Origin of the sequence: Streptomyces cavernicola (genome assembly GCF_029968035.1) — a bacterium.
In the GTDB taxonomy this organism is placed as follows: domain Bacteria; phylum Actinomycetota; class Actinomycetes; order Streptomycetales; family Streptomycetaceae; genus Streptomyces; species Streptomyces cavernicola.
Genome location: NZ_JASCIQ010000037.1, coordinates 29,287 through 53,374, shown reverse-complemented (window position 1 = coordinate 53,374; position 24,088 = coordinate 29,287). Strand labels below are relative to the sequence as shown.

Annotated in this window: 25 protein-coding genes; 21 read left to right on the top strand and 4 right to left on the bottom strand. The window is 70.4% G+C overall.

The annotated features are described in order from the left end of the window. The first annotated feature begins 73 nt into the window (after window positions 1-73). The 12 genes from fbaA (at window position 74) to QIS96_RS28945 (ending at window position 11,861) form a co-directional block, all read left to right on the top strand. The gene (gene fbaA / locus QIS96_RS29000) at window positions 74-1,096 is read left to right on the top strand and encodes a class II fructose-bisphosphate aldolase (RefSeq protein ID WP_282545747.1); all 1,023 of its coding nucleotides are present in this window, start codon (window positions 74-76) and stop codon (window positions 1,094-1,096) included. 206 nt (window positions 1,097-1,302) lie between these two features. Then, a complete protein-coding gene (locus tag QIS96_RS28995; RefSeq protein WP_282545746.1) occupies window positions 1,303-1,716 on the top strand; it encodes a DUF3151 domain-containing protein in 414 nt (137 codons plus the stop codon). A 171-nt stretch (window positions 1,717-1,887) separates the two neighbouring features. After that, window positions 1,888-2,733, top strand: coding sequence for a tryptophan 2,3-dioxygenase family protein (locus QIS96_RS28990; RefSeq protein ID WP_282545745.1), 846 nt, complete (start codon window positions 1,888-1,890; stop codon window positions 2,731-2,733). Further along, window positions 2,726-3,934: a kynureninase gene (gene kynU, locus QIS96_RS28985; RefSeq protein ID WP_282545744.1), complete on the top strand. Its 1,209-nt coding sequence runs from the start codon at window positions 2,726-2,728 to the stop codon at window positions 3,932-3,934. Before QIS96_RS28990 ends, kynU begins: the two co-directional genes overlap by 8 nt. A 143-nt stretch (window positions 3,935-4,077) precedes the next feature. Beyond that, window positions 4,078-4,935: an alpha/beta hydrolase family protein gene (locus QIS96_RS28980; RefSeq protein ID WP_282545743.1), complete on the top strand. Its 858-nt coding sequence runs from the start codon at window positions 4,078-4,080 to the stop codon at window positions 4,933-4,935. 188 nt (window positions 4,936-5,123) lie between these two features. Further along, complete coding sequence (locus tag QIS96_RS28975) at window positions 5,124-6,116, top strand: alpha/beta hydrolase (protein WP_282545778.1); 993 nt, start codon at window positions 5,124-5,126, stop codon at window positions 6,114-6,116. Between the two features lie 148 nt (window positions 6,117-6,264). After that, entirely contained in the window at window positions 6,265-7,416 is a 1,152-nt protein-coding gene (locus tag QIS96_RS28970) for an acyltransferase family protein (RefSeq protein WP_408907276.1), read from the top strand. A gap of 10 nt (window positions 7,417-7,426) precedes the next feature. Then, the gene (locus QIS96_RS28965; RefSeq protein ID WP_282545742.1) at window positions 7,427-8,695 is read left to right on the top strand and encodes a sensor histidine kinase; all 1,269 of its coding nucleotides are present in this window, start codon (window positions 7,427-7,429) and stop codon (window positions 8,693-8,695) included. Window positions 8,696-8,705: 10 nt separating this feature from the next. Further along, on the top strand, window positions 8,706-9,368 hold the full coding sequence (locus tag QIS96_RS28960; protein WP_282545741.1) for a response regulator: 663 nt from the start codon (window positions 8,706-8,708) through the stop codon (window positions 9,366-9,368). 323 nt (window positions 9,369-9,691) lie between these two features. Further along, complete coding sequence (locus QIS96_RS28955; RefSeq protein ID WP_282545740.1) at window positions 9,692-10,093, top strand: hypothetical protein; 402 nt, start codon at window positions 9,692-9,694, stop codon at window positions 10,091-10,093. Further along, complete coding sequence (locus QIS96_RS28950) at window positions 10,093-11,403, top strand: hypothetical protein (protein WP_282545739.1); 1,311 nt, start codon at window positions 10,093-10,095, stop codon at window positions 11,401-11,403. The genes QIS96_RS28955 and QIS96_RS28950 overlap by 1 nt, the downstream gene beginning before the upstream one ends. After that, on the top strand, window positions 11,391-11,861 hold the full coding sequence (locus QIS96_RS28945) for a hypothetical protein (RefSeq protein ID WP_282545738.1): 471 nt from the start codon (window positions 11,391-11,393) through the stop codon (window positions 11,859-11,861). The genes QIS96_RS28950 and QIS96_RS28945 overlap by 13 nt, the downstream gene beginning before the upstream one ends. Here QIS96_RS28945 and QIS96_RS28940 read toward each other — a convergent pair. After that, complete coding sequence (locus tag QIS96_RS28940; RefSeq protein WP_282545737.1) at window positions 11,858-12,262, bottom strand: hypothetical protein; 405 nt, start codon at window positions 12,260-12,262, stop codon at window positions 11,858-11,860. The genes QIS96_RS28945 and QIS96_RS28940 overlap by 4 nt on opposite strands. A 125-nt stretch (window positions 12,263-12,387) precedes the next feature. Here QIS96_RS28940 and QIS96_RS28935 point away from each other — a divergent pair, with 125 nt between their 5' ends. The 6 genes from QIS96_RS28935 to QIS96_RS28910 all read left to right on the top strand — a co-directional run bounded on the left by QIS96_RS28935 (window position 12,388) and on the right by QIS96_RS28910 (window position 17,507). Further along, window positions 12,388-13,224 carry a helix-turn-helix domain-containing protein gene (locus tag QIS96_RS28935; RefSeq protein ID WP_282545736.1) on the top strand — a complete coding sequence of 279 codons (837 nt, stop codon included), beginning with the start codon at window positions 12,388-12,390 and terminating at the stop codon, window positions 13,222-13,224. After that, on the top strand, window positions 13,221-13,466 hold the full coding sequence (locus tag QIS96_RS28930; protein ID WP_282545735.1) for a DUF397 domain-containing protein: 246 nt from the start codon (window positions 13,221-13,223) through the stop codon (window positions 13,464-13,466). The genes QIS96_RS28935 and QIS96_RS28930 overlap by 4 nt, the downstream gene beginning before the upstream one ends. Then, window positions 13,445-14,650: a cytochrome P450 gene (locus QIS96_RS28925; RefSeq protein ID WP_282545734.1), complete on the top strand. Its 1,206-nt coding sequence runs from the start codon at window positions 13,445-13,447 to the stop codon at window positions 14,648-14,650. The genes QIS96_RS28930 and QIS96_RS28925 overlap by 22 nt, the downstream gene beginning before the upstream one ends. A 113-nt stretch (window positions 14,651-14,763) precedes the next feature. Continuing rightward, on the top strand, window positions 14,764-15,369 hold the full coding sequence (locus QIS96_RS28920; protein WP_282545733.1) for a Uma2 family endonuclease: 606 nt from the start codon (window positions 14,764-14,766) through the stop codon (window positions 15,367-15,369). A gap of 102 nt (window positions 15,370-15,471) precedes the next feature. After that, window positions 15,472-16,812 (top strand): sensor histidine kinase, encoded by a 1,341-nt coding sequence (locus QIS96_RS28915; RefSeq protein WP_282545732.1) that lies wholly within the window; start codon window positions 15,472-15,474, stop codon window positions 16,810-16,812. Then, on the top strand, window positions 16,809-17,507 hold the full coding sequence (locus QIS96_RS28910) for a response regulator (protein WP_282545731.1): 699 nt from the start codon (window positions 16,809-16,811) through the stop codon (window positions 17,505-17,507). Before QIS96_RS28915 ends, QIS96_RS28910 begins: the two co-directional genes overlap by 4 nt. A gap of 118 nt (window positions 17,508-17,625) precedes the next feature. Here the strand turns inward: QIS96_RS28910 and QIS96_RS28905 are convergent, their stop codons facing one another. Both QIS96_RS28905 and QIS96_RS28900 read right to left on the bottom strand, forming a co-directional pair. After that, window positions 17,626-19,248: an ABC transporter permease gene (locus QIS96_RS28905; protein ID WP_282545730.1), complete on the bottom strand. Its 1,623-nt coding sequence runs from the start codon at window positions 19,246-19,248 to the stop codon at window positions 17,626-17,628. After that, on the bottom strand, window positions 19,245-20,210 hold the full coding sequence (locus QIS96_RS28900) for an ABC transporter ATP-binding protein (RefSeq protein ID WP_282545729.1): 966 nt from the start codon (window positions 20,208-20,210) through the stop codon (window positions 19,245-19,247). Before QIS96_RS28900 ends, QIS96_RS28905 begins: the two co-directional genes overlap by 4 nt. Before the next feature lie 104 nt (window positions 20,211-20,314). On the opposite strand from QIS96_RS28900, the gene QIS96_RS28895 reads away from it, so the two are divergent. Next, on the top strand, window positions 20,315-20,833 hold the full coding sequence (locus QIS96_RS28895; RefSeq protein WP_282545776.1) for a GbsR/MarR family transcriptional regulator: 519 nt from the start codon (window positions 20,315-20,317) through the stop codon (window positions 20,831-20,833). Window positions 20,834-20,873: 40 nt separating this feature from the next. On the opposite strand, the gene QIS96_RS28890 is transcribed toward QIS96_RS28895, so the two are convergent. Beyond that, a complete protein-coding gene (locus QIS96_RS28890) occupies window positions 20,874-21,893 on the bottom strand; it encodes a diacylglycerol kinase family protein (RefSeq protein ID WP_282545728.1) in 1,020 nt (339 codons plus the stop codon). 185 nt (window positions 21,894-22,078) lie between these two features. Between QIS96_RS28890 and QIS96_RS28885 the strand changes: the two genes are divergently transcribed. Further along, window positions 22,079-23,362: an adenylosuccinate synthase gene (locus tag QIS96_RS28885; RefSeq protein WP_282545727.1), complete on the top strand. Its 1,284-nt coding sequence runs from the start codon at window positions 22,079-22,081 to the stop codon at window positions 23,360-23,362. A 138-nt stretch (window positions 23,363-23,500) separates the two neighbouring features. After that, window positions 23,501-24,088: a Uma2 family endonuclease gene (locus QIS96_RS28880; protein ID WP_282545726.1), complete on the top strand. Its 588-nt coding sequence runs from the start codon at window positions 23,501-23,503 to the stop codon at window positions 24,086-24,088.

Sequence of the window (24,088 nt, the reverse complement as noted above, 5' to 3'; positions counted from 1 at the left end):
CCTCAATGAACATCTGTGAGGGGCCCTCCGGTCAGGGCCACACTTACATCCGCACATCACAAGGAGCGGCCAGATGCCCATCGCAACCCCCGAGGTCTACAACGAGATGCTGGACCGGGCGAAGGCGGGCAAGTTCGCCTACCCGGCCATCAACGTCACCTCCTCCCAGACCCTGCACGCCGCACTGCGCGGTTTCGCGGAGGCCGAGAGCGACGGCATCATCCAGATCTCCACCGGCGGTGCGGAGTTCCTGGGCGGGCAGTACAACAAGGACATGGTGACCGGCGCCGTCGCGCTCGCAGAGTACGCGCACATCGTCGCCAAGAAGTACGACGTCACTGTCGCGCTGCACACCGACCACTGCCCGAAGGACAAGCTCGACGGGTACGTCCGCCCGCTGCTCGACGTCTCCGCCGAGCGCGTCGCCAAGGGTGAGAACCCGCTGTTCCAGTCGCACATGTGGGACGGCTCCGCCGAGACCCTCGCCGACAACCTCGCCATCGGCCAGGAGCTCCTGGAGAAGGCCCGCGCCGCCAAGATCATCCTCGAGGTGGAGATCACCCCCACCGGCGGTGAGGAGGACGGCGTCAGCCACGAGATCAACGACGAGCTGTACACGACCGTCGACGACGCGCTGCGCACCGCCGAGGCCCTCGGCCTGGGCGAGAAGGGCCGCTACCTGCTGGCCGCCTCGTTCGGCAACGTCCACGGCGTCTACAAGCCGGGCAACGTCGTGCTCCGCCCCGAGCTGCTCAAGGACCTGCAGCAGGGCGTCGGCGAGAAGTACGGCAAGACCTCCCCGTTCGACTTCGTCTTCCACGGTGGCTCCGGCTCCACCGCCGAGGAGATCGCCACGGCCCTGGAGAACGGCGTCGTGAAGATGAACCTCGACACCGACACCCAGTACGCCTTCACGCGTCCCGTCGCGGACCACATGTTCAAGAACTACGACGGCGTCCTGAAGGTCGACGGCGAGGTCGGCAACAAGAAGACGTACGACCCGCGCACCTGGGGCAAGCTCGCCGAGGCCGGCATGGCGAAGCGCGTGGGCGAGGCCTGCGTCGCGCTGCGCTCGGCCGGCACGAAGCTGAAGTAGTACCGCGGCAGCCGCGAAGCTGAAGTCGGACCGCAGCGGTCCGAAGCAGAACCGCGGCAGCACCGCACCGAGGGCTCGGCCCCCGAGCACCGCGCCGAGGGCTCGGCTCCCGCCCAGGGAGCCGGGCCCTTCGGCGTGCCCGCACGGGGAAACCGGGTTATCCACAGGCTCGGCGCTCCGCCCGGCGGACAAGGCAGACTTGGGGCATGTCCATTCACGAGAACCTGCTCGGGGGCCCGCCCCCGACCCACCTGCCCGACGACCCCGAGCCCCGCGAACTCCTCGCGGGCGGTACGCCGGCGGCGGACGTGGCCGCCAAGTACCCGTCGTCGTCGCTGGCCTGGGCCCGTCTCGCCGACGAGGCCTTCGAGCGCGGCAGCACCGTCGAGTCGTACGCGTACGCGCGTACGGGATACCACCGCGGCCTGGACGCGCTGCGGCGCGCCGGCTGGAAGGGCCACGGCCCGGTGCCGTGGGAGCACGAGCCGAACCGCGGCTTCCTGCGCGCCCTGCACGCCCTCGCGCGCGCGGCCCAGTCCATCGGCGAGCAGGAGGAGTACGAGCGCTGCTCGACCTTCCTGCGCGAGTCCTCGCAGGCCGCGGCCGACACCCTCGGCTGACCCGCATCCGAGAGCCCGCAGGTCGGTGTCAAGACCTGCCCGGTCGCTGTGACCAGGCAGGTCTTGCCGTCCCGGGGGAGGATCGCGGAGGATGCCGGTGGGGACCGGGGCCCCCGTGTCGGCATCGGCAGGGGCGGACCGCTACCCGTAGCAGGCACCAAGGAGACAGCGATGTCCCACGAGGCGGAAACGACGGCCGGGGAGATCCCCGAGGCCCCGCATCTCGACTTCGCAGGCACCACGCCGTACGAGGACTACGTACAGGCGGACGTCCTCACCCATCTGCAGCACCCGCTCTCCGACGACCCCGGGGAGATGGTCTTCCTCGTCACCACGCAGGTGATGGAGCTGTGGTTCACCGTGATCGTGCACGAGTGGGAGACCGCGGCCGGCGCCCTGCGCCAGGACGACCTGCCCACCGCGGTGGCCGCCCTCAAGCGCAGTGTCCGTGAGCTGGAGGCGCTGAACGCCTCCTGGAAGCCGCTCGGGCAGCTCACCCCGGCGCAGTTCAACGCGTACCGCAGCGCGCTCGGCGACGGCTCCGGCTTCCAGTCGGCGATGTACCGGCGGATGGAGTTCCTCCTCGCCGAGAAGTCCGCGTCGATGCTCGTCCCGCACCGCGGCGCCCCGCGCGTGCACGCCGAGCTGGAGAAGGCACTGCACGAACCGAGCCTGTACGACGAGGTGGTGCGGCTCCTCGCGCGCCGCGGCTTCGACATCCCGCAGGACGTCCTCGACCGTGACGTGGCGCTGCGGTACGAGCCGTCGCCCGAGGTGGAGGCGGTCTGGACGGCGGTGTACGCGGGCGACCAGGACAGCGAACTGGTGCGTCTGGGCGAGGCGTTGACGGACGTCGGCGAGCTGGTGTGGCGCTGGCGCAACGACCACCTGGTGGCGACCCGGCGCGCGATGGGCTCCAAGGCCGGCACGGGCGGCTCCGCCGGAGTGGCCTGGCTGGAGAAGCGGGCCCGTAAGAACGTGTTCCCCGAGCTGTGGACGGCGCGTAGCCATGTCTGAGGTTCCGAACCTGGAGGAGCGGGCGGCGGCCCTCGATGCTGTGGACGAACTGGGCAAGCTGCGCGAGCAGTTCGTCCTCGACGACGGGACGGTGTACCTGGACGGGAACTCGCTCGGCGCGCTGCCGAGTTCGGTTCCCGGCCGGGTCGCGGACGTCGTGGAGCGGGAGTGGGGGCGGCTGCGTATCCGCTCCTGGACGGAGTCGGGCTGGTGGACCGCGCCCGAGCGGATCGGTGACCGGATCGCGCCGATCGTGGGCGCGGCGGCCGGGCAGATCGTGGTCGGCGACTCCACAAGCGTCAATGTCTTCAAGGCGCTTGTGGGTGCGGTCCGGCTCTCGGGCGGACCCGATGCGGGACGGGACGAGATCCTCGTGGACTCCTCGACGTTCCCCACTGACGGGTACATCGCCGAGTCCGCCGCCCGGATGACGGGCTGCACGCTGCGGCCGACGGCCCCCGCCGACATACCGGGCGCGGTCGGCCCGCGCACCGCGGCGGTCCTCGTCAACCACGTCGACTACCGCACCGGGCGCCTGCACGACCTGCCCGGCATCACGGCCGCGGTGCGGGCCGCGGGCGCGTTGGCCGTCTGGGACCTGTGCCACAGCGCGGGCGCGCTGCCGGTCGGCCTGGACGAGCACGGCGTCGACCTCGCGGTGGGCTGCACGTACAAGTTCCTGAACGGCGGCCCGGGTTCGCCCGCGTATCTGTACGTGGCCGAGCGCCACCAGGCCGTCTTCGACTCGCCGCTGCCCGGCTGGAACTCGCATGCCGAGCCTTTCGGCATGCGCCCCGGCTACGCGCCCGCGGACGGCGCGCTGCGCGGGCGCGTCGGCACGCCGGACATCCTGTCGATGCTGGCCCTCGAGGAGTCCCTGAAGGTGTGGGACGGGGTGTCGGTGGCGGCGGTCCGGGAGAAGTCCCTGGCGCTCACGGACTTCTTCCTGGAGTGCGTCGCGGCGCACGTCCCGGCCGGTCGGGTCGCCTCGGTCACTCCTGAGGTGCACGCCGAGCGCGGCAGCCAGGTCGCACTTCGGTGTGACGGTGCGGCCGCCGTGATGGACGAGTTGATCGCCCGCGGCGTGGTCGGCGACTTCCGCGCCCCGGACGTCCTCCGTTTCGGCTTCACCCCGCTGTACGTGGGCTTCGCCGAGGTGGAGCGGGCGGCCCGGGTGCTCGGCGAGGTGCTGGCCCGGTAGCCGCACGGCCACCGGCACGGCTACGCGTACCCCGGTCACGGGGAGGGGCGGGCCTGGGGAAAGATCGCCCCGGACCCGCCCCGCCGTACCAGGGGCCTGTTCCGGATCAGGGCCCCGCCCCGTACTCATGGAAAGGCTGCAGCATGTCGGACGACGCCGAAGAGGACTCGGCCTTCTCGCACCCCGCCGTCGCCCCCGACGCCACCGCGTCCTACGGCGAACATCCCGACCAGGTCGTCGACTTCTACGCGCCCCGCGTCGGTGACGGCCGGGCCGCGCCGCTCGTGGTCGTGCTGCACGGTGGGGCTTGGCGCGGCCCGTACGACCGGCAGCATGTGACGCCGTTCGCGGACTTCCTGGCCCGGCGCGGCTTCGCCGTCGCCAACGTCGAGTACCGCAGGGGGAGTTCGCTGCCCCACCAGGGGGTGGACGCGCCTGTCGCGGGGCGCTGGCCGGAGACGTTCGACGACGTGGCGGCCGCGATCGACGCTCTCCCCGAGCTCGTGCCGCCGCACCTGCCGCAGGCCGATTTGCGGCGCACGGTCCTCACGGGCCACTCGGCGGGCGGGCACCTGGCGTTGTGGGCGGCGGCGCGGCATGTCCTGCCGCCGGGCACGCCGTGGAGTCTGCCGCGCCCCACGTCGCTGCGGGGTGTCGTCGCGCTGGCGCCGATCGCGGGCTTCGAGCGGGCGGTGGAGCTGGATGTGTGCGGGGGCGCTGTGCATCAACTCCTTGGTGGTAAGGGCAAGTTCGCCGAGCGGTCGCTGCTCGCCGATCCGGCCATGCTGCTTCCGACGGGTATCGCGACGACCCTTGTGCAGGGCCGCAGCGATACGACGGTGCCGTACGAACTCGCCGAGGAGTATGCGGACGCCGCGGCGAAGGCCGGCGAGATCGTGGGCTGCACGCTTCTTGAGGACGTCGGCCACTTCGCCCTGATCGACCCGGCTGCCGATGCGTGCGCGGTGGTGGCGGAGGAGATCGCCCAACTGGCTTTCTGATGAGTCGTGGCTTTCTGATGACTCGCGTTGATCGTACGGCGGGACGTATGTAGACCGCGTCATACCTGAGAGCTATCCGGCAGGTCACCCCGGCGGAGGGACGTAGGTCACGGCCTCCGGCTCCTAACTTTTCCTGGCAGGCACCGCAGTTGGGCGGGCCGGGAAACGGGGAGCGGGGGGGCGTGGGGATGTGGTTCGGGCGGGGGGATGCGACCGGGGTGCACCGGTCGGGGCGGTGGTGGCGGGCCGGGCTCGCTGTGCTGATCGTCGCCTGCGTGGTGGTGCCGCTCTCCGCCGCCGTGCGGCCAGAGGTCCCGGCGCCCGCGCCCGCCCGTGTCGCCCCCGCAGCTCCGCTCGCCGTGCGGTACGCAGCGCATCGCGCGAACGCCGCCGAGGCCGCCCGCGTGGCCCAGGCTGCCGGAGCCTCGCGGCGCGCGGCAGCCCTGCGTGAACTGGCCGCGCCGGAGCGGCACTTCCTGGAGTTCGACGCCCGCGGTCCCGGCGCCACCGCCGAGGTGCTCGGCGACCCGCGCACCGCCGAGCGCATCGCGATCCTCGTACCCGGCTCCGACACGAGCATCGACACGTACGCGCGCTTCCGCCGCGGCGCCCTCGCCCTGCACGCGAAGCTCGGCCCGCGGGTGGCCGTCGTCGCCTGGCTCGGCTACGCGACCCCCGGCACGGTCAGCACGGAGGCCGTCACGCCCGACCGCGCCCGCACCGGAGCCGCCGAACTCCGCGCATTCCTCGACAGGTTGCGGGCGTACGGGGTTCCCGGTCGCACCCCCATAGCGCTGCTCTGCCACTCCTACGGCTCCGTGGTGTGCGCCAGGGCCGCGCACGGACTCGGCGAGCCGGGCCCGCAGCCCCGGGTCACCGACATCGTCCTCTACGGCAGCCCCGGCACCGGCTACGACCGGGTCGCCGAGCTGCGCACCCGTGCCCGCGTCTGGGCCGGCCGCGCCACGCACGACTGGATCGCCGACGTCCCGCACGCTCGGGCCCAACTCCTCGGCGTCACCGTCGGGTTCGGCCCCGACCCGATGTCCGCCGCGTTCGGCGCCCACCGCTTCGACGCAGGCGACGGCAGCCACAGCGACTATCTGGAGCCCGGCTCCACCGCCCTCGACAACCTGGCCCGCATCGCCCGCGGGCAGACCCCGGAGGTGCCGCATGCCTGACGGAATCACGCACGAAGCCACACACGGAATCCCGCACGAAGCCCGGTACGTCGCCGGGCACGGAACCCGGTACGTCGCAGGGCACGGACCCCGGACCGGAACCCCGCGCGAAGTTCGGACCGGAACCTCGCCCGGAATTGTCCACCGTGTGGCCGCCGCCACCCCGGCCGGCCGGGACCGGGGCGTGGACGCGGTGCGGGCTGCCGCGATCCTCGGTGTGGTGCTCGGCCACTGGCTGGTCACCGCCCTGGTCAGCGAGGGCGGGGCTCTGCACGGCGCCAGCCCCCTCTCCCGGCAGCCGTGGCTCACTCCGATCTCCTGGCTGTTGCAGACGCTCGCCGTGTTCTTCCTGGTCAGCGGGTACGTGGCGGCGCGCGGCGCAGGCAGTGATCCTCGGGAGTACGGGCCGTGGCTGCGGGCCCGGCTCGCGCGGCTGTTCCGGCCGGTCGCGACCGTGCTCGGGCTGTGGGCGGTCGCCTCGGTCGGGCTGCTCGCCGGCGGCACCGACCTGGGCACCGTCCGGACGCTGCTCAAGCTGGTGCTCTCGCCGCTCTGGTTCCTGCTCGTCCTCGCCGCCCTGACGGCCCTCACACCGCTGGTGGCGAGGCTGCACCCGATGTGGCCGCTGGCCGTCGTGGCCCACGTCGACCTGTGGCGGTTCGGCTTCGACGGGCCGGAGTGGCTGGGCTGGATCAACGTACCGGCGGGCTGGCTCGTGCCGTACTGCCTGGGCGCGGCCTGGGCCCGCGGCCGGCTCGGGGATCGGGAGGGCGTCCGCACCACCGGATTCGTCCTGCTCGCAGGGGGCGCGGCGGCGACCGCCGTGCTCGTGGCCGTCGGCGGGTACCCGGCGTCCATGGTGGGCGTGCCCGGTGCGGCCGTGTCCAACCTCAACCCGCCGACCCTGGCCGCCGTCACGTTCGGCCTCGCCCAGTGCGGGCTCGCACTGCTCCTGCACGGGCCGCTGGACCGGGCGATGCGCCGCAGGGCGAAGCTGTGGGCGGGCGTGGCGCTCGGCAACCTGTCGGCGCTCACCGTCTTCCTCTGGCACCAGACGGCACTGCTCGCCGTCACCGCCTGCGGACTGCTCGCGGGTCGGGCCCTGCCCGGACTGCACACAGCCCCGGACGGCCCCGGCTGGATACTCGCCCGGCTCGCCTGGCTGCCCGTGTTCACAGCGGCGCTCGCCGTCTGCTGGGCCGCGTTCCACCGCATCGAGCACGGCCGCCGCAGCCGCGGGACCACCACGGTCGTACGCCGGCATCGGCCCGCCCTCGAAAGGGCTGAGCGACATGCCTAGGGTGACCGCTGTGACGACGGCTGAACCGCTGCTGCGGCACCTGCGCCGAGGCCTCCGGGCCCTGCGCCAGGACCTGTTGACGCTCGCCCCCGACCCGCTGCTCTCCCCGTCACGCCCACGCTGGCTGCGCGCACTCCTCTACGTGCCGTTCGTGTACGGGGCAGCCGCCCTGGGCGTGGCGGGCATGGCCAACCTGTCGAGCACGTTCGAGACGACCCCGGTCAGCGCCCGTCTGCTCCAGGCCCTGATCATGCTGCAGGCCGCCGCGCTGATCCTGGTCGTGTCCCGGCCCGTCGCCGCGTGGTGGCTGGTCACCGGGGCGTCCTTCGCACAAGCGCTCGCGGTCCAGGGGACATTGGAGGACCACTACTGGCCGTGGCCGGTGTGGAGCCTCGTCCTGGAGGTGCTCGTACTGATCCTGGCCGTGCTGCGGATACCGGCTCGGGCGACCCTGACGATCCTCGGAATCACCATGGGCTGCACGGTCCTCCTGCCGTACGTGCGGACCCCGCCCGGAGCAGGGCAGGACGTGGACGCGGTGGCCGTCGCCGTGTTCGCGCTCGCCGCCTTCTTCGGCGCCCCGCTGCGTGGGCTGCGCCAGGCCCGGACCCAGCTCGTCAAACAGGCCACGCTCACGGCAGAGGAGCGGGCACGGCGCACGCTCCTGGAGGAACGCAGCCGAATAGCCAGGGAACTGCACGATGTGGTGGCCCACCACATGTCGGTGATCTCCATACAGGCGCAGGTCGCCCCGCACCTGGTCGAGAACCCCTCCGACGAGCTCAAGGAGAACCTCGCCGGGATCAGGAACAACGCCCTTGAGGCGCTGACCGAACTCCGCCGCGTCCTGGGCGTGCTGCGCTCCGAACAGGGAGAGGGCGCGCCCGACATGCCCCAGCCGACCCTGGACCGGCTCGACGGGCTGCTCGACAACGCGCGTGCGGCGGGCCTGACCGTCGACGCCGAACTCTCGGGCGCAGAGGGCCCGTTGCCGTCGGGCGTGGAGCTGTCCGCGTTCCGTATCGTGCAGGAAGCGTTGAGCAACGCGATGCGGCACGCTCCCGCCGCCGAGGTGCGCGTGGAGGTCAAACGCATCGGAGGCTGCCTGCGCGTACGCGTCCTGAACAGCAGCCCTGGCCGGCCGGTCGCGTTGTCGCCGGGGGCGGGGCACGGGCTGCTCGGGATGCGGGAACGGACGGCGATGCTCGGCGGGGAGCTGTTCGCGGGCCCGACGTCCACGGGCGGGTACGAAGTGACGGCGCTGCTGCCGTTGAACTGAGGGGGTGCGTATGACGGTCCGAGTGCTGATCGCCGACGACCAGATGATGGTCCGGCAGGGCTTCACGGTGCTGCTGAACGCGGAGCCGGACATCGAGGTGGTGGGGCAGGCCGTCGACGGCGCGGACGCGGTCGCGAAGGTCACCGAACTCGCCCCGGACGTCGTCCTGATGGACATTCGCATGCCCGAGCTCAGCGGCATCGAGGCGACCCGCCGCGTCATGGAGTCGGGCGCCCCCGTGAAGGTCCTGGTCCTCACCACGTTCGACCTCGACGAGTACGTCTACGAGGCCCTGCGCGCGGGCGCATCCGGCTTCCTCCTCAAGGACGCCTCGGCCGACCAACTCGCCGAGGCGGTACGGGTGGTGGCGGCCGGCGACGCACTGCTCGCCCCGGGCATCACCCGCCGCCTGATCCACGAGTTCGCCCGTCTCGGCGCACCCCGCGCCCCCACCAAGACCACCCTCGCGGGCCTCACGGAGCGCGAGACGGAAGTCCTCGCCCTGATCGCCCAGGGCCTGTCCAACGCGGAGATCGCGGAGCGGCTGGTGGTGGCGGAACAGACGGTGAAGACCCACGTGGGCCGCATCCTGGTGAAACTGGGCCTCCGCGACCGCACCCAGGCGGCGGTGTTCGCGTACGAGAGCGGGTTGGTGCGGCCGGCGGGGTATTAGGGGCTCTACTGGGCTTGAGATGTACAGGCTAAACAGGGTGCCCTCGTGCGACACTCGGCGGCAGTGTTCGCACAAGACAAGGGGGATGTCTTGGGTTCAGACTCCGACCCCGGGCAGCACGGAGGCCTGCAGCCGATGACGGGGCGGACGCCGCCGACCCGGGCTCCCGATACCAGCCCGTCTCGGCCTCGGCGGAGCCTCTGGCAGACGAGCCCGCTGTACACCAACTACCAGAGCCGAAAGACCCGGTGGACATACGGGACCTTGATCCGGCACCTGCCCTGGACCCGCCGTCAGGTTTCGACGAGGACGGCCTACGCCCGATGGCTGCAGGGACTGGCACCGGGCCCGGACCGGCGGGACCTGCGGGAGCTCCGAGCATTGGCACTGCGCAGTCCGGCAGCGCCGACAACGGCTACGGCGTCAGCAACACCGAACTCGGCAAGATGGCCGATGAGTTGGACGACGCTGCTGAGATCCTGGAGAAGGCGGACAAGGGGCTGGCCGAGTCGGCTACGACGGCCCGGGTGCACAGCATGCTTACTTCAGGGAAGCGGCTCAGAGGAGCAACCGCCGACTGGGACGACGAAGTCACCCGCCTCGCCAAGCAGTGCCGATCGCTAGCACACAAGATGCGCGAGACGCACAAGAACTACAGGGCGCAGGAAGAGCGAACGGCTCAGGAGTTTGCGGCCATTCTCGGCGCGACGGGGAGGGAGGCCTGATGGCAGATATCGACGACCGGGAGAGTCGCGGCCCGGACCACGGGCACAAAGACGCGGTGCAACGGCAGAGCATCACTGTTTCCGAACTCGAGGATGTCCGCCCGGAAGCCTGGGACCGGGCGGCGGACGAGTGGCGAGACCTGGCGACAGCGGCCGTAAAAGCCCGAGAGCACGTCCAGAACGTCCTGCACAAGCTGCCCTTTGTGTGGCAGAGCGAGTCCGCCCTGTCGGCTCGGGTGCAGCTGATGGCAATGCACGAAGAACTGACCATCGCCAAACATGAGTCGAAAGCAGCCGCGACCACGCTCTCGGCGGCCAAGAACGGGTTCAAACTCGCCACCACCTGGCTGGACGAGGCCAAGGAGATGGCTAAGCAGAATCACCTGACACTGAACGACGACGGCAGCGTCACCATCCCCGACAGGAATTACCCGCCCAACGACCCGGACAGTGCGGGTGCGGCCCGGCAGGATCAGGAGGAGGCCGAGTCCCTGCGCACGCGTGCGGCGGCGGCCCTCGGCTATGCCGCCGACGTCAATGAGCACGTCGACTACGAAATCGAGCGCATCAAGAAGGCGGTGAAATACAGCGTTCTGGACGATCTGACCAAGCGGTCCATCAAGGGCGACGCCCAGGGCGCCAACCGTCTGGACCGTGTGCTCTCGGGCCGTGGTGGAGTCGTGCTGCCGCCTCCCGCTCTGGACGAGGGTTCCGGTGACTACAAGAGCCGTGAGCCCACCGAAGAGGACCAAGGCATCAAGAACAGGATGGGCCTGTTCGCCGGGTGGTCCCCTGCGGTGCTCGGTGGTCCCATTGCGTCCAAGCACATGATGCATTTCCTGGGGAACAGCGGTGATCCGATGGACATCGATGTGGATGCCATGTTGAACGACCTGCCGGATATGCAGCGCAATTCCGAAAGGCAGTTGGCGGAGAACGCCGATTCATGGAAGGCGCAGGCGCTCGCCGAGTTCGAGCGCACCGGAAAGCCGGTGTCGATGGTCCAGCAGACCGGTTGGCAAGGGTGGGAGGCGGAGAAGGACTCCGACTGGTACCACGCTATGGGGTCCTACCACTACAACACGGTCGCCCAAGTCGAGGTTGTCCCTGGCCCGGACGGAGAGCCCAAGGCCACGATTCGCTATCAGACGCATGTGCACGATCGCTATAACTGGGATAAAGGGAAAGAGACTCCCGTTCCAGCGCTCGGCAATGTATCGGACGCCGACTTGGCAAGGCTCCATCGGGCAGGCCTGGCCAGGGAGTTCGATATGAGCGGCCAGAGCGAGGTGCGGACTTGGAAGGGCTGAAGGCGGGCTCTGGCACGTGGCAGCGCAAGGCCCTCGTCGTGTTCCTCGCGCTCTGCATGGTGTGGATCGTGGGCGTGGTCGTGTGGGTCGGTGTGCGCTTCTACAAGGCGTCGCTGCCGGACCCTTGGGAGGACGAGCAGAGGAAGGCGGGGGTGCATCACGAGCAGCATCCGAAGTCGGGCCGGTACTACATCCCGAGGTACTACAAGACTGGGAAGGATGGGTCGGTCGAGCTCCGGTACCGGGTTGAGGCGAGCATCGACTCGAGCGCGGACGACTTCCGGCGGACATACGAGATTTCGGCCGAGCCGAAGAAGACCGGACCCGCCGAGGTGACGTTCACGGACCGCTTCGGTGGGATGCGGCGCACGTTCACGGTCACGTACACCTCCGACGTCGACCTGGAGTGGTATGGGGAGACTGCGGCCAGGATCACGGTCAAGGCAGTCCCGGACTAGACGGTTGCGTTCAGCTCGGCGAGTACCGTGCGCAGCAGCAGCGGGTGCACGAGGCCGCCCATCGGGCACGGCCTGCAGCGCCAACTCAGCGGCCAGGTCCAGCTGTTGAGCACCGGTACGGGGATGTACGAGACGAGCCCCGGCCCTGCGGTGAGGCGGGTCGCGTTCACCGGCCAGGCGCGGTGCGCCGTACTGCCCACGGGGACGAGGAAGTAGACGGACCGCCGCCCGCGCTCCTCCACGACGACGGGCCCCGGTGAGCCCCCGGTCATCCGCTCCAGGGTGTCGGCAAGGCGTCGTCCTAGGTCGCCATCGACACGAACGGCGTCGAACTGCACGCCTGCCTTTCGGAGTTGGATGCCGGAGGCGGGGAGCCAGGGTGGGGCAGTTGGGGAGTTCATGGGGTCAGTGTCAGTGGCGCGCGTTAGCGTTTTCCATGACTCAGCGTTGATGGTCGGTCACGGTCGAGTGAGGTTGTGCTCGGTTGGGGCCGGTCGAGGGCGGTTGGAAATCGGGGGTGTTCGCAATGGCGCGAGCGGAGAACAGGGACACGGCGGGGACGACGGCCCGCCAGGTCGCGGAGATGGCCCGCGCGATGCGGATCAAAGCGGGGCTGTCCCAGGAGGAGTTGGGCCGCAAGATCGGGTACACGGCGGCGGCCGTGAGCGCGATGGAGCGGTGCACGCAGCCGGCGAGCGATGAGATGTTGGTCGCGCTGGAGCGGGTGATCGGGGGTGGGTTGGGGTTCTTCGAGCGGGCGCGGGAGTACATGCGGTTGGAGCGGTATCCGGCACAGTTCCAGAGCTTTGCGCGCATCGAGCAGCAAGCGATCACACTCAGTGCCTACGAGACGGTCGTCGTGTACGGCCTGTTCCAGACGGCGGAGTACGCGCGAGCGCTGATCGGCGGGGGCTACCCGCCGCTGTCCGAGGAGCGGGTCGAGGAGCTTGTGGCGGGGCGCATGGCTCGGCGGGCGCTGTTCGATCGCAGGCCGGTTCCGTTGCTCGAACTGATCATGGACGAATCCGTGTTGAGCCGCGGGGTCGGCAGCCCGGCAGTGATGAGGGAGCAGTTGCTCCACCTCGTCGAGTGCGCCCAGCGGCCGAACGTGGTGCTCCACGTCCTGCCCGCCGATCGGGGATTCCGCGGGGAGAACGCGGGCATGCGTGGCCCGATGGTGCTGGTCGAGACCGACGAGTCGGAGCGGTTCGTATACCTGGAGCCGCAGGACGAGAGCGTGCTGATCAGTGCCCCCGCAAAGCTGAGAACGTATGCGCACCGGTATGCGAAGATCCGTTGCCAGGCCTTGGATACGGAGCATTCGTTGGCCCTCGTTGAGCGGTTGGCAGGAGAGTTGAAGTGACCGACGATCTGCGGTGGTTCAAGTCCAGCTACAGCAGCGACAGCGGCGGAGCTTGCGTAGAAGTCGCCTACGACTGGTTCAAGTCCAGCTACAGCCACGACAGCGGCGGCGACTGCGTCGAAGTGGCCAAGGAGCCCCACCGCATCCACATACGCGACTCCAAAACCCCCGACCGCGCACGGCTGGCCGTCGACCCCACCGCGTGGGAAAGCTTCGTCGTATGGACGAGCACCGACTCCTAGCCGCGGCCGATCCGGCCGACCCGTACCCCGCCTACGCCGCGCTGCGCGCGCAAGGCCGGGCCCTCTGGTACGAGCCGTCGGGCCAGTGGCTGATCCCGCACCACCGGGACGTGACCGCGCTGCTGCGCGACCGGCGGCTCGGGCGGACGTATCTGCACCGGTTCACGCACGAGGAGTTCGGCCGCACCCCGCCGCCCGCCGCGCACGAACCGTTCCACGTCCTGAACGACAACGGGCTGCTCGACCTGGAAGCGCCCCGGCACACGCGGATCAGACGGCTGGTGTCGAAGGCGTTCACGCCCCGCAGGGTGGCGGAACTTGGGCCATACATTGAGGAGTTGGCGGGCAAGCTGGTCGCCGGGCTCGTCGCGGACGGCGGTGGCGATCTCGTGTCCCGCCTCGCGGAGCCCCTGCCGGTCGCGGTGATCGCGCAGATGCTCGGCGTCCCGGAGCCGGACCGACATCTGTTGCGGCCCTGGTCGGCGGCGATCTGTGGGATGTACGAGCTGAATCCCTCGGAGGAGACGGCGCGGGCGGCGGTCGAGGCGTCCGTCGAATTCACCGCGTACTTGAAGGAGTTGATCGCTGAGCGGCGGAAGGACCTGGGCGACGACCTGATCTCGGGGCTGATCGCCGTGCACGACGAGGACGGCGGGCGGCTCACCGAGCAGGAGATGATCTCCACGGCGGTGCTGCTTCTGAACGCCGGCCACGAGGCCACGGTGAACGCAACGGGCAACGGCTGGTGGGCCCTGTTCCGCTGCCCCGAGCAGCTCGCAGCACTGCGCTCCGGCGACGTACCACTCTCCACAGCTGTGGAGGAACTGCTGCGGTACGACTCGCCGCTGCACCTCTTCGAGCGGTGGGCCCTTGAGGACATCGAGGTCGGCGGGGTGCGGATCCCGCGCGGCTCGGAGGTGGCCCTGCTGTTCGGCTCGGCCAACCGCGACCCGGCCGCGTTCCAGGACCCGGACCGCCTCGACCCGACCCGCACGGACAACCCGCACGTCAGCCTCGGCGGCGGCATCCACTACTGCCTGGGCGCACCGCTGGCACGGCTCGAACTGGCCGCGTCGTACGGCCAGTTGCTGAGACAGGCCCCCGGGCTGAGACTGTCGGCCGAACCGCGCTGGAAGGCCGGCCTGGTGATCCGGGGGCTGCGGGAGCTCGTGGTGGAGGTCTGAGGGGGTGCGCCTATCTGGCGTGCGCTCATTCGTTCGAGTGAGGTGATCGCGGAACCATCGCGTCCGGCGCCCGCGCCTCGGCAGCCTGGCTGTTGCCTGCGCAGGAGGGCACCATGACGGTTATGGCAGAGCGCACGCCTCAGACGTCCCCGTTGTCGGTGGAGGAGTTCGAGCGGATCGCGGACTTCGCCGCCAAGGACTCGGACAACGCCGTCAAGTTGGAGTTCATCGACGGACGGATCGAGGTCAAGGACGTGCCGGACGGCGACCACGGAACCATCGTGACCTGGCTGATTCGGCGCTGTATGCAGCACCGGCCGGAGCTTGACGTCTACGCAGACCAAGGGCTCAGGGGGGAGTCCTACCGCCGCGGCCGGGCACGCCCCGATGCCGTACTCGTGCCCGAGGCGTACTTCGCCGGGCACGGCGAATGGGCCGATCCCGACGGTGTCCTGATGACGGTGGAGATCACTTCCCATGACTCGGACACAGACCGCCGTGACCGAAAGGAGAAGCCGCTCGCGTATGCGGCGGCAGGAATTCCCGTGCATCTGTTGATCGACCGGGACGAGGGCACCCTGATAGTGCACAGCAACCCGGACGCCGAGGCCGGTCGGTACCAGGACATCCATATCGCGAAGTTCGGCGACAGCGTTCACCTGCCCGACCCCGTGAGCTTCGCCCTCGAAACAGAGAGGCTGAGGGACTTTGTGCGCTGACGGCTCAGCCCCCAAGACCGACCCGTAGTACCTGAGAGGGACCCCCAGAGATCCCCATCGCAGGTGACGACCTGGCGGTCCGGGCGCGCCTACGTTGTGCGTGTGACCCAGACGACCACACCCCCCATGCGCACCGAGGCCAGCCTCATCCGGACCGCGTTCGCCGCGCTCCGGGCGGACCTGATGACCGGGGTCCTCGCGTTCCGGCCCATGGAGCCGCTGACCGAGGGCGACGACGGCTCCCGGCTGCTGCGGCGGATACCGGACAGCGCTCGCGCGTACGCTCGTTGGCTGCCGCACATCGCGGTGAGCGCTGTGGCGTGCTTTCTCCTGTTCGTCGCGATGACCTCGGCGGACGCGGTCGAGGAAGGCGTGGCCACGGGGCTGCTCGCGGTGGCGCCGGTACTCCTAACGCTGTTCCGGCCCGTCGCCGCGTTCTGGCTGTCCTTCGCGCTGACGCTGCTCGCGATGCCGCTCTCCGCCGACCCGGCATTCCCGTGGACAGTGACCGGCTTCATGGCGCACCTGTTCGTGATGATGCAGGTGGCGCTGCGGTCCCGGCCCCGAGTGGCCGTGGAGATGTGGGTGCTCACCCTCGTGTTCGCGGTCCTCCTCGGCGCGCTGATCGGCGAATCCGCCCCCGCCCTGGCCATGGCGGTGTTCTCCGGGCTTTCGCTGGCCGTCGCTGTTTCCCTGCGCGGCTGGTCGTCCGCGCGGCGCGAGGTCGCCGCGAAGGAGCGTGAGGTCGCGGCCAAGGAGGAGGTGACGCTCGTCGAGCGGTCGAAGCGGACCCTCCTGGAGGAGCGCACCACCATCGCCCGCGAGCTGCATGACGTGGTGGCGCACCACATGTCCGTCGTCGCCATCCAGGCCGAGGCCGCCCCGTACCGGGTGGAGAACCCGCCGCCGGAGCTCGCCCAGGCCTTCGCCACGATCAGGGAGAACGCGGTGGCCGCGCTCACCGAACTCCGCCGCGTACTCGGCGTGGTCAGAGCGGAGGACTACGAGGCCCCCGACGCACCCCAGCCCACCCTCGGCGACCTCGACGCGCTCCTCGACAACGTCCGCGAGGCCGGCCTGACTGTCGGACAGACCGTCACCGGCGCGGTCCGTGCGCTGCCGCAGGGCGTGGAGCTGTCCGCGTACCGCATAGTGCAGGAGGCCCTCAGCAACGCACTGCGGCACGCGCCCGGCGCCACCGCCCAGGTGGAGGTCTCGTACGTGCTCGGCGGCCTCGGACTGCGCATAGTCAACGGCCCGCCGACCGGCCTGGCGAAGGCCTCGGCGGGTACGGGACACGGCGCGGGGCACGGGCTGACCGGCATGCGGGAGCGCGTCACGATGCTCGACGGAGAGATGACGGCCGACCGGAGCGCGGACGGCGGGTACGAGGTCACGGTGTTCCTGCCTGTGCGGGGCGAGGACGAGGAGCGGTCCGCATGAGCGCCGCCCACGTCCATGCCGACGCCGTCCGCGTGCTGATCGCCGACGACCAGATGATGGTCCGCGAGGGCTTCTCCGTACTGCTCGGCGCGATGTTGGGGATCGAGGTCGTCGGAGAGGCGGTGAATGGACGGGAGGCGGTCGCGAAGGTCGCCGAACTCCGCCCGGACGTCGTCCTGATGGACATCCGCATGCCCGAGCTGAACGGGATCGAAGCCACCCGCGAGATCCTTGCGGCCGACACCTCCACCGGCACCCGCGTTCTCGTCCTGACGACCTTCGACCTCGACGAGTACGTCTACGAGGCGCTGCGCGCCGGCGCCTCCGGGTTCCTCCTGAAGGACGCCTCGGCCCACCAACTCGCCGACGGAATACGGGTGGTGGCCTCGGGGGAGGCGCTGCTCGCGCCGACGGTGACGAGACGCCTCATCTCCGAGTTCGCCAGACTCGGCGCGACGGCTGCGGCGAAGACGCCGGCGATCACGCAGCTCGGGGACCTCACGGAGCGCGAGACGGAAGTGCTTGTCCTGATCGCGCAGGGCCGCTCCAACGCGGAGATAGCCCTGCACCTGGTGGTCGCCGAGTCGACGATCAAGACTCATGTCAGCCGGATCCTGGTGAAGTTGGGGCTGCGGGATCGGACGCAGGCGGCGGTGTTCGCGTACGAGGCACGGCTGGTGACCCCTTCGAGTTGAGCCCCTCCGGGGACCGGAGAGGGAGCGGCCCCGGGGCTCAGCCCCGAAGCTCACCCTCAGCCCAGTCCGCCTCAGCCCCGAGGCACACCCGCAGCTCGTCCGCCTCAGCTCGTCCGCCTCAGCCCGTCTGCAGGTCCCGACGTCGTAGTCCCGCGAGCCCCGCGGCCGTGGCCAGGGCGGACAGGGCGAGGAGGGTCAGGAAGGGGGTCCACTCCATCGCGTTGCCCGGGAGCCGGGGGAGGTGCTCGAAGGGGGAGACGTCCAGGGCCCGCTTCGGCAGGTCGAACGCCGCGCCCAGCCAGCCGAGGCCGAGGCACAGGCCGGCGTAGACCCAGCCGAGGACGGCGGCCCGAGGCAGCAGGCCGTACACGAGCACCGCGACCGAGCCGATCAGCCAGATCGCCGGGATCAGGACCAGGCAGCCGCCGAGGATCGCCCCGGCCCGCTCGCCGTAGCCGAGGGCGAGGCCGGCGCCCGCGAGGAGCATCAGGAGGGCCGCGCCGCCGAACGCGATCAGCAGGTGCCCGGCCGCCCAGCGCACGCGGCCGACCGCGCCCGCGAGGACGGGTTCGCCGCGCTGCGAGGTCTCCTCACCGTTCAGCCGTAGCACCGACTGCACCACGTACACCGCCGCGATCATGCCGAGCATCGAGATCATCGCGGCGAGGAAGGAGTCCGTGATCCCGGACTGGCCGCCGAGCCGGGCCAGCATCGCCTTGGTCTGCTCGTTGTCCCCGACCAGGTCGGCGACGCCCTCGGTGATCCCGCCGAACATCACGCCCGCGACGAGGAATCCGATGCCCCAGCCCAACAGGCTCCCGCGCTGCAGCCGCCAGGCGAGTCCGGCCGCCGTGGCGATCCGCCCCTCGGCAGGACCGGGCCGGGCGGGCATGAAGCTCATGCCGATGTCCCGCCGCCCGGTCAGGACGTATGCGAGCCCGGTCAGTACGGCGACGGCGCCGGCGAAGAGGAGCAGTACCCACCACCGTTCACCGCCGAAGGCCCGCAGGTTCTCCGCCCAGCCGATCGGCGACAGCCACGTCAGGGGGTGCGAGGCGTCGTCCGAGGCCGCGTCGCCCGCAGCCTTCAGGACCCAGGCGAGCCCGAGCCCGGCGGCCGTCAGGCCCTTGGCGAGGCGTGCGGTCTCGGTGAGTTGGGCGGCCACGGCGGCGAGCGTCGCGAACACCATGCCCACGCCGCCGATGCCGAGCCCGAGCGCGAGGGCGCCGCCCATGCCCTCCCCGGCCAGGCCGAGGACGACGAGCAGCGCGATGCCCGTATTGGCGATCAGCGCGACGAGGAGCGACGCGGTCAGCGGCGCCCGGCGGCCGACCATCGCGGCGGAGAGCATCTCCTGCCGCCCGGTCTCCTCCTCCTCGCGGGTGTGCCGTACGACCAGGAGGAGGCTCATCAGCGCGGCGAAAGCGGCCATGAACGCGACGTACCGCCAGGTCACGAGCGCGCCGAGGGAGTCGTTGAAGACCGGCCCGTAGAGGGAGCGAAGGGAGCTGTTGGCGGCCATCGACGTGACGACGCCCGCGCGTTCGGCGGGGGTGTCGTAGATCTGGCCGAGGGTGTTCGTGGCGCTCGCGGTGGTGCCGCCGATGAGCAGCACCCACAGCGGCACCATCACCCGGTCCCGGCGCAGCGCGAGCCGCAACAGGGCTCCGGTGCCCGCGAGTTGACGCGATCCGCGCCGCCGGGACGCGACGGACACGGGGACGGGAGACAGGGAGGTCATCGCGACATCGCCTTCTCGGAGTTCTGCCCGGCACGGGCTGCCGCGCCGGGTACGTCGTCCTGGTAGTGCCGCAGGAACAGCTCCTCCAGGGTGGGCGGCGTGCTGGTCAGCGAGCGGACCCCGGACTCGGTGAGGCAGCGCAGCACCGCGTCCAGCTTGTCCGAGTCGACCTGCAGGGTGACGCGGTGGCCCCGGCCGCCCTCGACCGCGCCGCCGGTCAGGTCGTGCACGCCGGGTAGAGAGCCCAACCCGGCGGGCGCGCCCGCGAGTTCGGCGGTGACGCTGGTGCGGGTCAGGTGCCGCAGGTCGGCGAGGGAGCCGGTCTCGACGGTGACGCCCTTGCGAATGATCGAGACGCGGTCGCAGAGCGTCTCGACCTCGCTGAGGATGTGCGAGGAGAGCAGGACCGTACGGCCCCGGTCGCGCTCCTCGGCGACGCAGGCCTGGAAGACCTCCTCCATCAGCGGGTCGAGTCCGCTGGTCGGCTCGTCCAGGATCAGCAGGTCCACATCCGAGGCGAACGCCGCTACCAGGGCCACCTTCTGCCGGTTGCCCTTGGAGTAGGTGCGGCCCTTCTTGGTCGGGTCCAGCTCGAACCGCTCGATCAGGTCGGTCCGGCGTGCCTTGTCGAGTCCTCCGCGCAGCCGCCCGTACAGGTCGATGACCTCGCCGCCGCTGAGGTTGCGCCACAGGGTGACGTCGCCGGGGACGTACGCGATACGGCGGTGCAGCTCGACCGCGTCGCTCCACGGGTCTCTGCCGAGGAGTTGGGCGGCCCCGGAGTCGGCGCGCAGCAGTCCGAGCAGCACGCGGATGGTGGTGGACTTCCCGGCGCCGTTGGGCCCGAGGAAGCCGTGGACCTCACCGGTCTCGACGTCCAGGTCGAGGCCGTCGAGCGCGTGTGTCCGTCCGAAGGACTTGTGCAGTCCGGATACCTCAACAGCGCGGTTTGCCTTCGTCATGATTTTGAACGTACGGTAGTTTCACAAATTTGTGAAGTTAAGGAAGCGTATAAACTCGCCGGGACGCCGGGGGTACCGCGATGAGCAGGGGAGATGATCGGGCGATGGGCAAGGCCGGTACGGGACAGGCCGGTGGGGCCGGTGCGGGCCGGAACGAAGAGGCCGTCGCGCGCTTCGTGGAGAACTTCGCGGGCGTGTTCGTGGAGGCGGGCGTCCAGCGCATGCCGGCCCGCGTCTTCGCCGCGCTCCTCGCCTCCGACTCCGGCGCCATGTCATCCGCGGAGCTGGGCGAACAGCTGCAGGTCAGCCCGGCCGCGGTGTCCGGAGCGGTGCGGTATCTGACGCAGCAGCACATGGTGTCCCGCGAGCGCGAGCCCGGCACCCGCCGCGACCGCTATCGCGTCCACAACAACCAGTGGTACGAGGCGCTCGCCAACCGCGACCAGATCATGAAGCGCTGGGAGGAGGCGCTGCGCGAGGGCGTCAACAGCCTCGGCGCGGAGACGCCCGCGGGCCGGCGGATGGCGGAGACGCAGGCGTTCTTCGAGTTCGTCGGGGAGGAGCTGCCGCTGATGCTGGAGCGCTGGCGGGTCCGGCGCGAGGAGCTGTTCGGGGAGCGGTGAGCGGCGCGCGGCTTCACCCCGGCAACGTCGGCGCGCGGCCTCACCCCGGCAACGTCAGCGCCCAGGCCTGAGGCCGTACCGTCCACGTCCTGGCGCGGACCGGTCCGGAGGTCACCGCGTCGGCGCGGTAGCGGAAGTCCGGGCCGGAGACCGTCACCGTCCGCGCGTGCGCCCGGACCGGGGCCTCCGCCGCGACCGCCCACACCTCGACCCGCGCGATCCCGTCGCGCAGCGGCCGCACCGACACCCCCACCACCGGCTGGTCCAGGTCGACGAGCGTCACCCCGTCCGCCTCCACGCGCAGCCGGGCGGGGCCGGGAGCGGGGCGTGCCGCGGGTGCGGGCCGTACCAGCGTCCGCACCAGCGACTGGCACGTACGCAGCAACGCCCCGGCACCCGAGCCGGACCCGGAACCGGACCCCGAGCCGGAACCCGCCTCAGCAGCGGGCCCACCCGACCCCGAACCCGATCCCGCAGCCCTCTGCCCCGGACCAGAACCAGGACCCGGACCAGAACCAGGACCCGGACCAGAACCAGGACCCGGACCAGAACCAGAACCAGAACCAGAACCAGCCCCCGGCCCCACCGCCGCCGGGATCGCGAGCCGCCCGAGCACCACCCCGTCGCTGTCGTCCACCAGCAGGTCGAGTCGGCGGGGCGAGCCGTCGAGGACCGCGCGGGCCGCGGCCACCGCGCCCGTCGGCACCCCGAGGGCGTGCGCGAGCCCGGTCGTCGTACCCACCGGGACCAGGGAGAGCTCGGCGCCCGACAGCTCCCGCTCGCGGTGCAGGGCGCTCACGGCGCGAAGCAGCGCCCGGTCGTCGCCCACCACCACCGGCCTGCGCGAGCCGCGCCGGGTCAGGGCGCGCGTGAACTCCTCCGGGCCTTCCGGCAGGCAGACCTTGACCGGGCCTCCGGAAGCGCCCGCGCACAGCACGTCCTTCGCGATCCGGACCGACTCCCCGTCGACCTCGCGGGCCGCCGGATCGATCACCACCAGGAGCGGATTGGGCGGCTGAAGCGGCTGCGCGCTCTGCCCGGCGGGCTCTGGAGCCGACACCTCGGTCCTTCCTCGGGTAGCATCTTTGTGCAAGAGCCCCTTGCGCTATTGCGCCAGGGGCTTCGTCTATTCCGGGGCACCGGTCCGACGGGTGCGGCCAACGAGGGTCGCGGTGTGCGCGCACGAGAAGCGTTCGCGTACGCCCCTGACCTTGGACATGCCCCGCCCGGAAGGGGTGTACGCCTGTGCCCGCACTTGTGCTGCTCGGTGCTCAGTGGGGTGACGAGGGCAAGGGAAAGGCCACCGACCTGCTCGGTGGCTCCGTTGACTATGTGGTGCGCTACCAGGGCGGCAACAACGCCGGCCACACGGTTGTCGTAGGCGACCAGAAGTATGCGCTCCACCTCCTCCCCTCCGGAATCCTCTCGCCGGGGTGTACGCCCGTCATCGGCAATGGTGTCGTCGTCGACCCGGCGGTGCTGCTCTCCGAGCTGAGCGGCCTGAACGAGCGCGGTGTCGACACCTCCAAGCTCCTGATCAGCGGCAACGCCCACCTGATCACGCCGTACAACGTCACCGTCGACAAGGTGACGGAACGCTTCCTCGGCAAGCGGAAGATCGGCACCACCGGCCGTGGCATCGGCCCGACCTACGCGGACAAGATCAACCGCGTGGGCATCCGCGTCCAGGACCTCTACGACGAGTCGATCCTGGAGCAGAAGGTCGAGGCTGCCCTCGACACGAAGAACCAGCTCCTCACCAAGGTCTTCAACCGTCGCGCGATCGAGACGGACAAGATCGTCGAGGAGATGCTGACCTTCGCGGACCAGCTCAAGCCGTACGTCGCGGACACCACGCTGATCCTCAACAACGCCATCGACGAGGGCAAGGTCGTCCTCTTCGAGGGCGGCCAGGGCACGCTGCTCGACGTGGACCACGGCACGTACCCCTTCGTGACCTCGTCGAACCCGACCTCGGGCGGCGCGTGCACGGGTGCGGGCGTCGGTCCCACGAAGATCAACCGGGTCATCGGCATCCTCAAGGCGTACACGACCCGCGTCGGCGCCGGACCGTTCCCGACCGAGCTGTTCGATCAGGACGGCGAGGACCTGCGCCGCATCGGCGGCGAGCGCGGTGTCACCACCGGCCGTGACCGCCGCTGCGGCTGGTTCGACGCGGTCATCGCCCGCTACGCGACCCGCGTGAACGGCCTGACGGACTTCTTCCTCACGAAGCTCGACGTCCTCACCGGCTGGGAGCAGATCCCGGTCTGCGTCGCGTACGAGATCGACGGCAAGCGCGTCGAGGAACTCCCGTACAGCCAGACCGACTTCCACCACGCGAAGCCGGTGTACGAGTACCTGCCGGGCTGGTCCGAGGACATCACCAAGGCCAAGTCCTTCGCGGACCTGCCGAAGAACGCGCAGGCGTACGTGAAGGCCCTGGAGGAGATGTCCGGGGCGCCGATCTCCGCGATCGGCGTGGGTCCGGGCCGGGACGAGACGATCGAGATCAACTCGTTCCTCTGAGCCGATGAGCTGAGCTGTTTGAACCGTACTCGGTTCGTACAGTTCGCACATTCACTCGAAGGGGTGGACTGCTTCTGCAGCGGTCCGCCCCTTCGTCGTGTTCGGCAACACTGGCATGCAGACGGAAGGGAGGGCAGCATGACGCTCATGGCAGAACGCACGTCTCAGATGTCGGTGGAGGACTTCGAGGAACTCGCCTCCGCTGCGCCCGAGACCGTCACGTTGGAGTTCATCAACGGTCGGCTCGAGGTGAAGCCTGTGACGGACAGCAAGCATGCGGCGCTCGTATCGTGGTTGATCAGGCAGTGCATGCAGGCTCGCCCTGAGCTGGATCTGGTCGCGAACCAGGGGTTGAGGGTCGAGCGTTATCGCAAGGGCCGGGCCATCCCGGACGGGACGCTCGCTCCCATCGACCACTTCGTGGACCAAGACAGCGACTGGGCAGACCCCGAGGGCGCGCTGATGGTCGTCGAGGTCACGTCGTACGACGCCGACACCGAGAGCCGTGACCGCCACGAGAAGCCGGCCGCATACGCGGCCGCAGGCATCCCGGTCTATCTGCTGGTCGACCGGGACCGTCAGGCGCTTGCCGTCCACACCCGCCCGGACACCGACCACGGCCAGTACCTGCACGTGGACATCGTGCCCTTCGGCGAGAAGACGACTTTGCCCGATCCCGTCGGCATCCCCCTCGACACCGAGCCGCTGAAGAAGTACGTCCGCTGA

What these genes read in the sequence shown, in the direction of transcription:
- QIS96_RS28995 (WP_282545746.1), top strand. Translation starts at nt 1,303, where the DNA reads ATGTCCATTCACGAGAACCTGCTCGGGGGCCCGCCCCCGACCCACCTG.
- QIS96_RS28900 (WP_282545729.1), bottom strand. Translation starts at nt 20,210, where the DNA reads ATGACGAAGGCAAACCGCGCTGTTGAGGTATCCGGACTGCACAAGTCC.
- fbaA (WP_282545747.1), top strand. Translation starts at nt 74, where the DNA reads ATGCCCATCGCAACCCCCGAGGTCTACAACGAGATGCTGGACCGGGCG.
- QIS96_RS28960 (WP_282545741.1), top strand. Translation starts at nt 8,706, where the DNA reads ATGACGGTCCGAGTGCTGATCGCCGACGACCAGATGATGGTCCGGCAG.
- QIS96_RS28950 (WP_282545739.1), top strand. Translation starts at nt 10,093, where the DNA reads ATGGCAGATATCGACGACCGGGAGAGTCGCGGCCCGGACCACGGGCAC.
- QIS96_RS28920 (WP_282545733.1), top strand. Translation starts at nt 14,764, where the DNA reads ATGACGGTTATGGCAGAGCGCACGCCTCAGACGTCCCCGTTGTCGGTG.
- QIS96_RS28880 (WP_282545726.1), top strand. Translation starts at nt 23,501, where the DNA reads ATGACGCTCATGGCAGAACGCACGTCTCAGATGTCGGTGGAGGACTTC.
- QIS96_RS28980 (WP_282545743.1), top strand. Translation starts at nt 4,078, where the DNA reads ATGTCGGACGACGCCGAAGAGGACTCGGCCTTCTCGCACCCCGCCGTC.
- QIS96_RS28895 (WP_282545776.1), top strand. Translation starts at nt 20,315, where the DNA reads ATGGGCAAGGCCGGTACGGGACAGGCCGGTGGGGCCGGTGCGGGCCGG.
- QIS96_RS28940 (WP_282545737.1), bottom strand. Translation starts at nt 12,262, where the DNA reads ATGAACTCCCCAACTGCCCCACCCTGGCTCCCCGCCTCCGGCATCCAA.
- QIS96_RS28990 (WP_282545745.1), top strand. Translation starts at nt 1,888, where the DNA reads ATGTCCCACGAGGCGGAAACGACGGCCGGGGAGATCCCCGAGGCCCCG.
- kynU (WP_282545744.1), top strand. Translation starts at nt 2,726, where the DNA reads ATGTCTGAGGTTCCGAACCTGGAGGAGCGGGCGGCGGCCCTCGATGCT.
- QIS96_RS28975 (WP_282545778.1), top strand. Translation starts at nt 5,124, where the DNA reads ATGTGGTTCGGGCGGGGGGATGCGACCGGGGTGCACCGGTCGGGGCGG.
- QIS96_RS28955 (WP_282545740.1), top strand. Translation starts at nt 9,692, where the DNA reads ATGGCTGCAGGGACTGGCACCGGGCCCGGACCGGCGGGACCTGCGGGA.
- QIS96_RS28935 (WP_282545736.1), top strand. Translation starts at nt 12,388, where the DNA reads ATGGCGCGAGCGGAGAACAGGGACACGGCGGGGACGACGGCCCGCCAG.
- QIS96_RS28905 (WP_282545730.1), bottom strand. Translation starts at nt 19,248, where the DNA reads ATGACCTCCCTGTCTCCCGTCCCCGTGTCCGTCGCGTCCCGGCGGCGC.
- QIS96_RS28910 (WP_282545731.1), top strand. Translation starts at nt 16,809, where the DNA reads ATGAGCGCCGCCCACGTCCATGCCGACGCCGTCCGCGTGCTGATCGCC.
- QIS96_RS28925 (WP_282545734.1), top strand. Translation starts at nt 13,445, where the DNA reads ATGGACGAGCACCGACTCCTAGCCGCGGCCGATCCGGCCGACCCGTAC.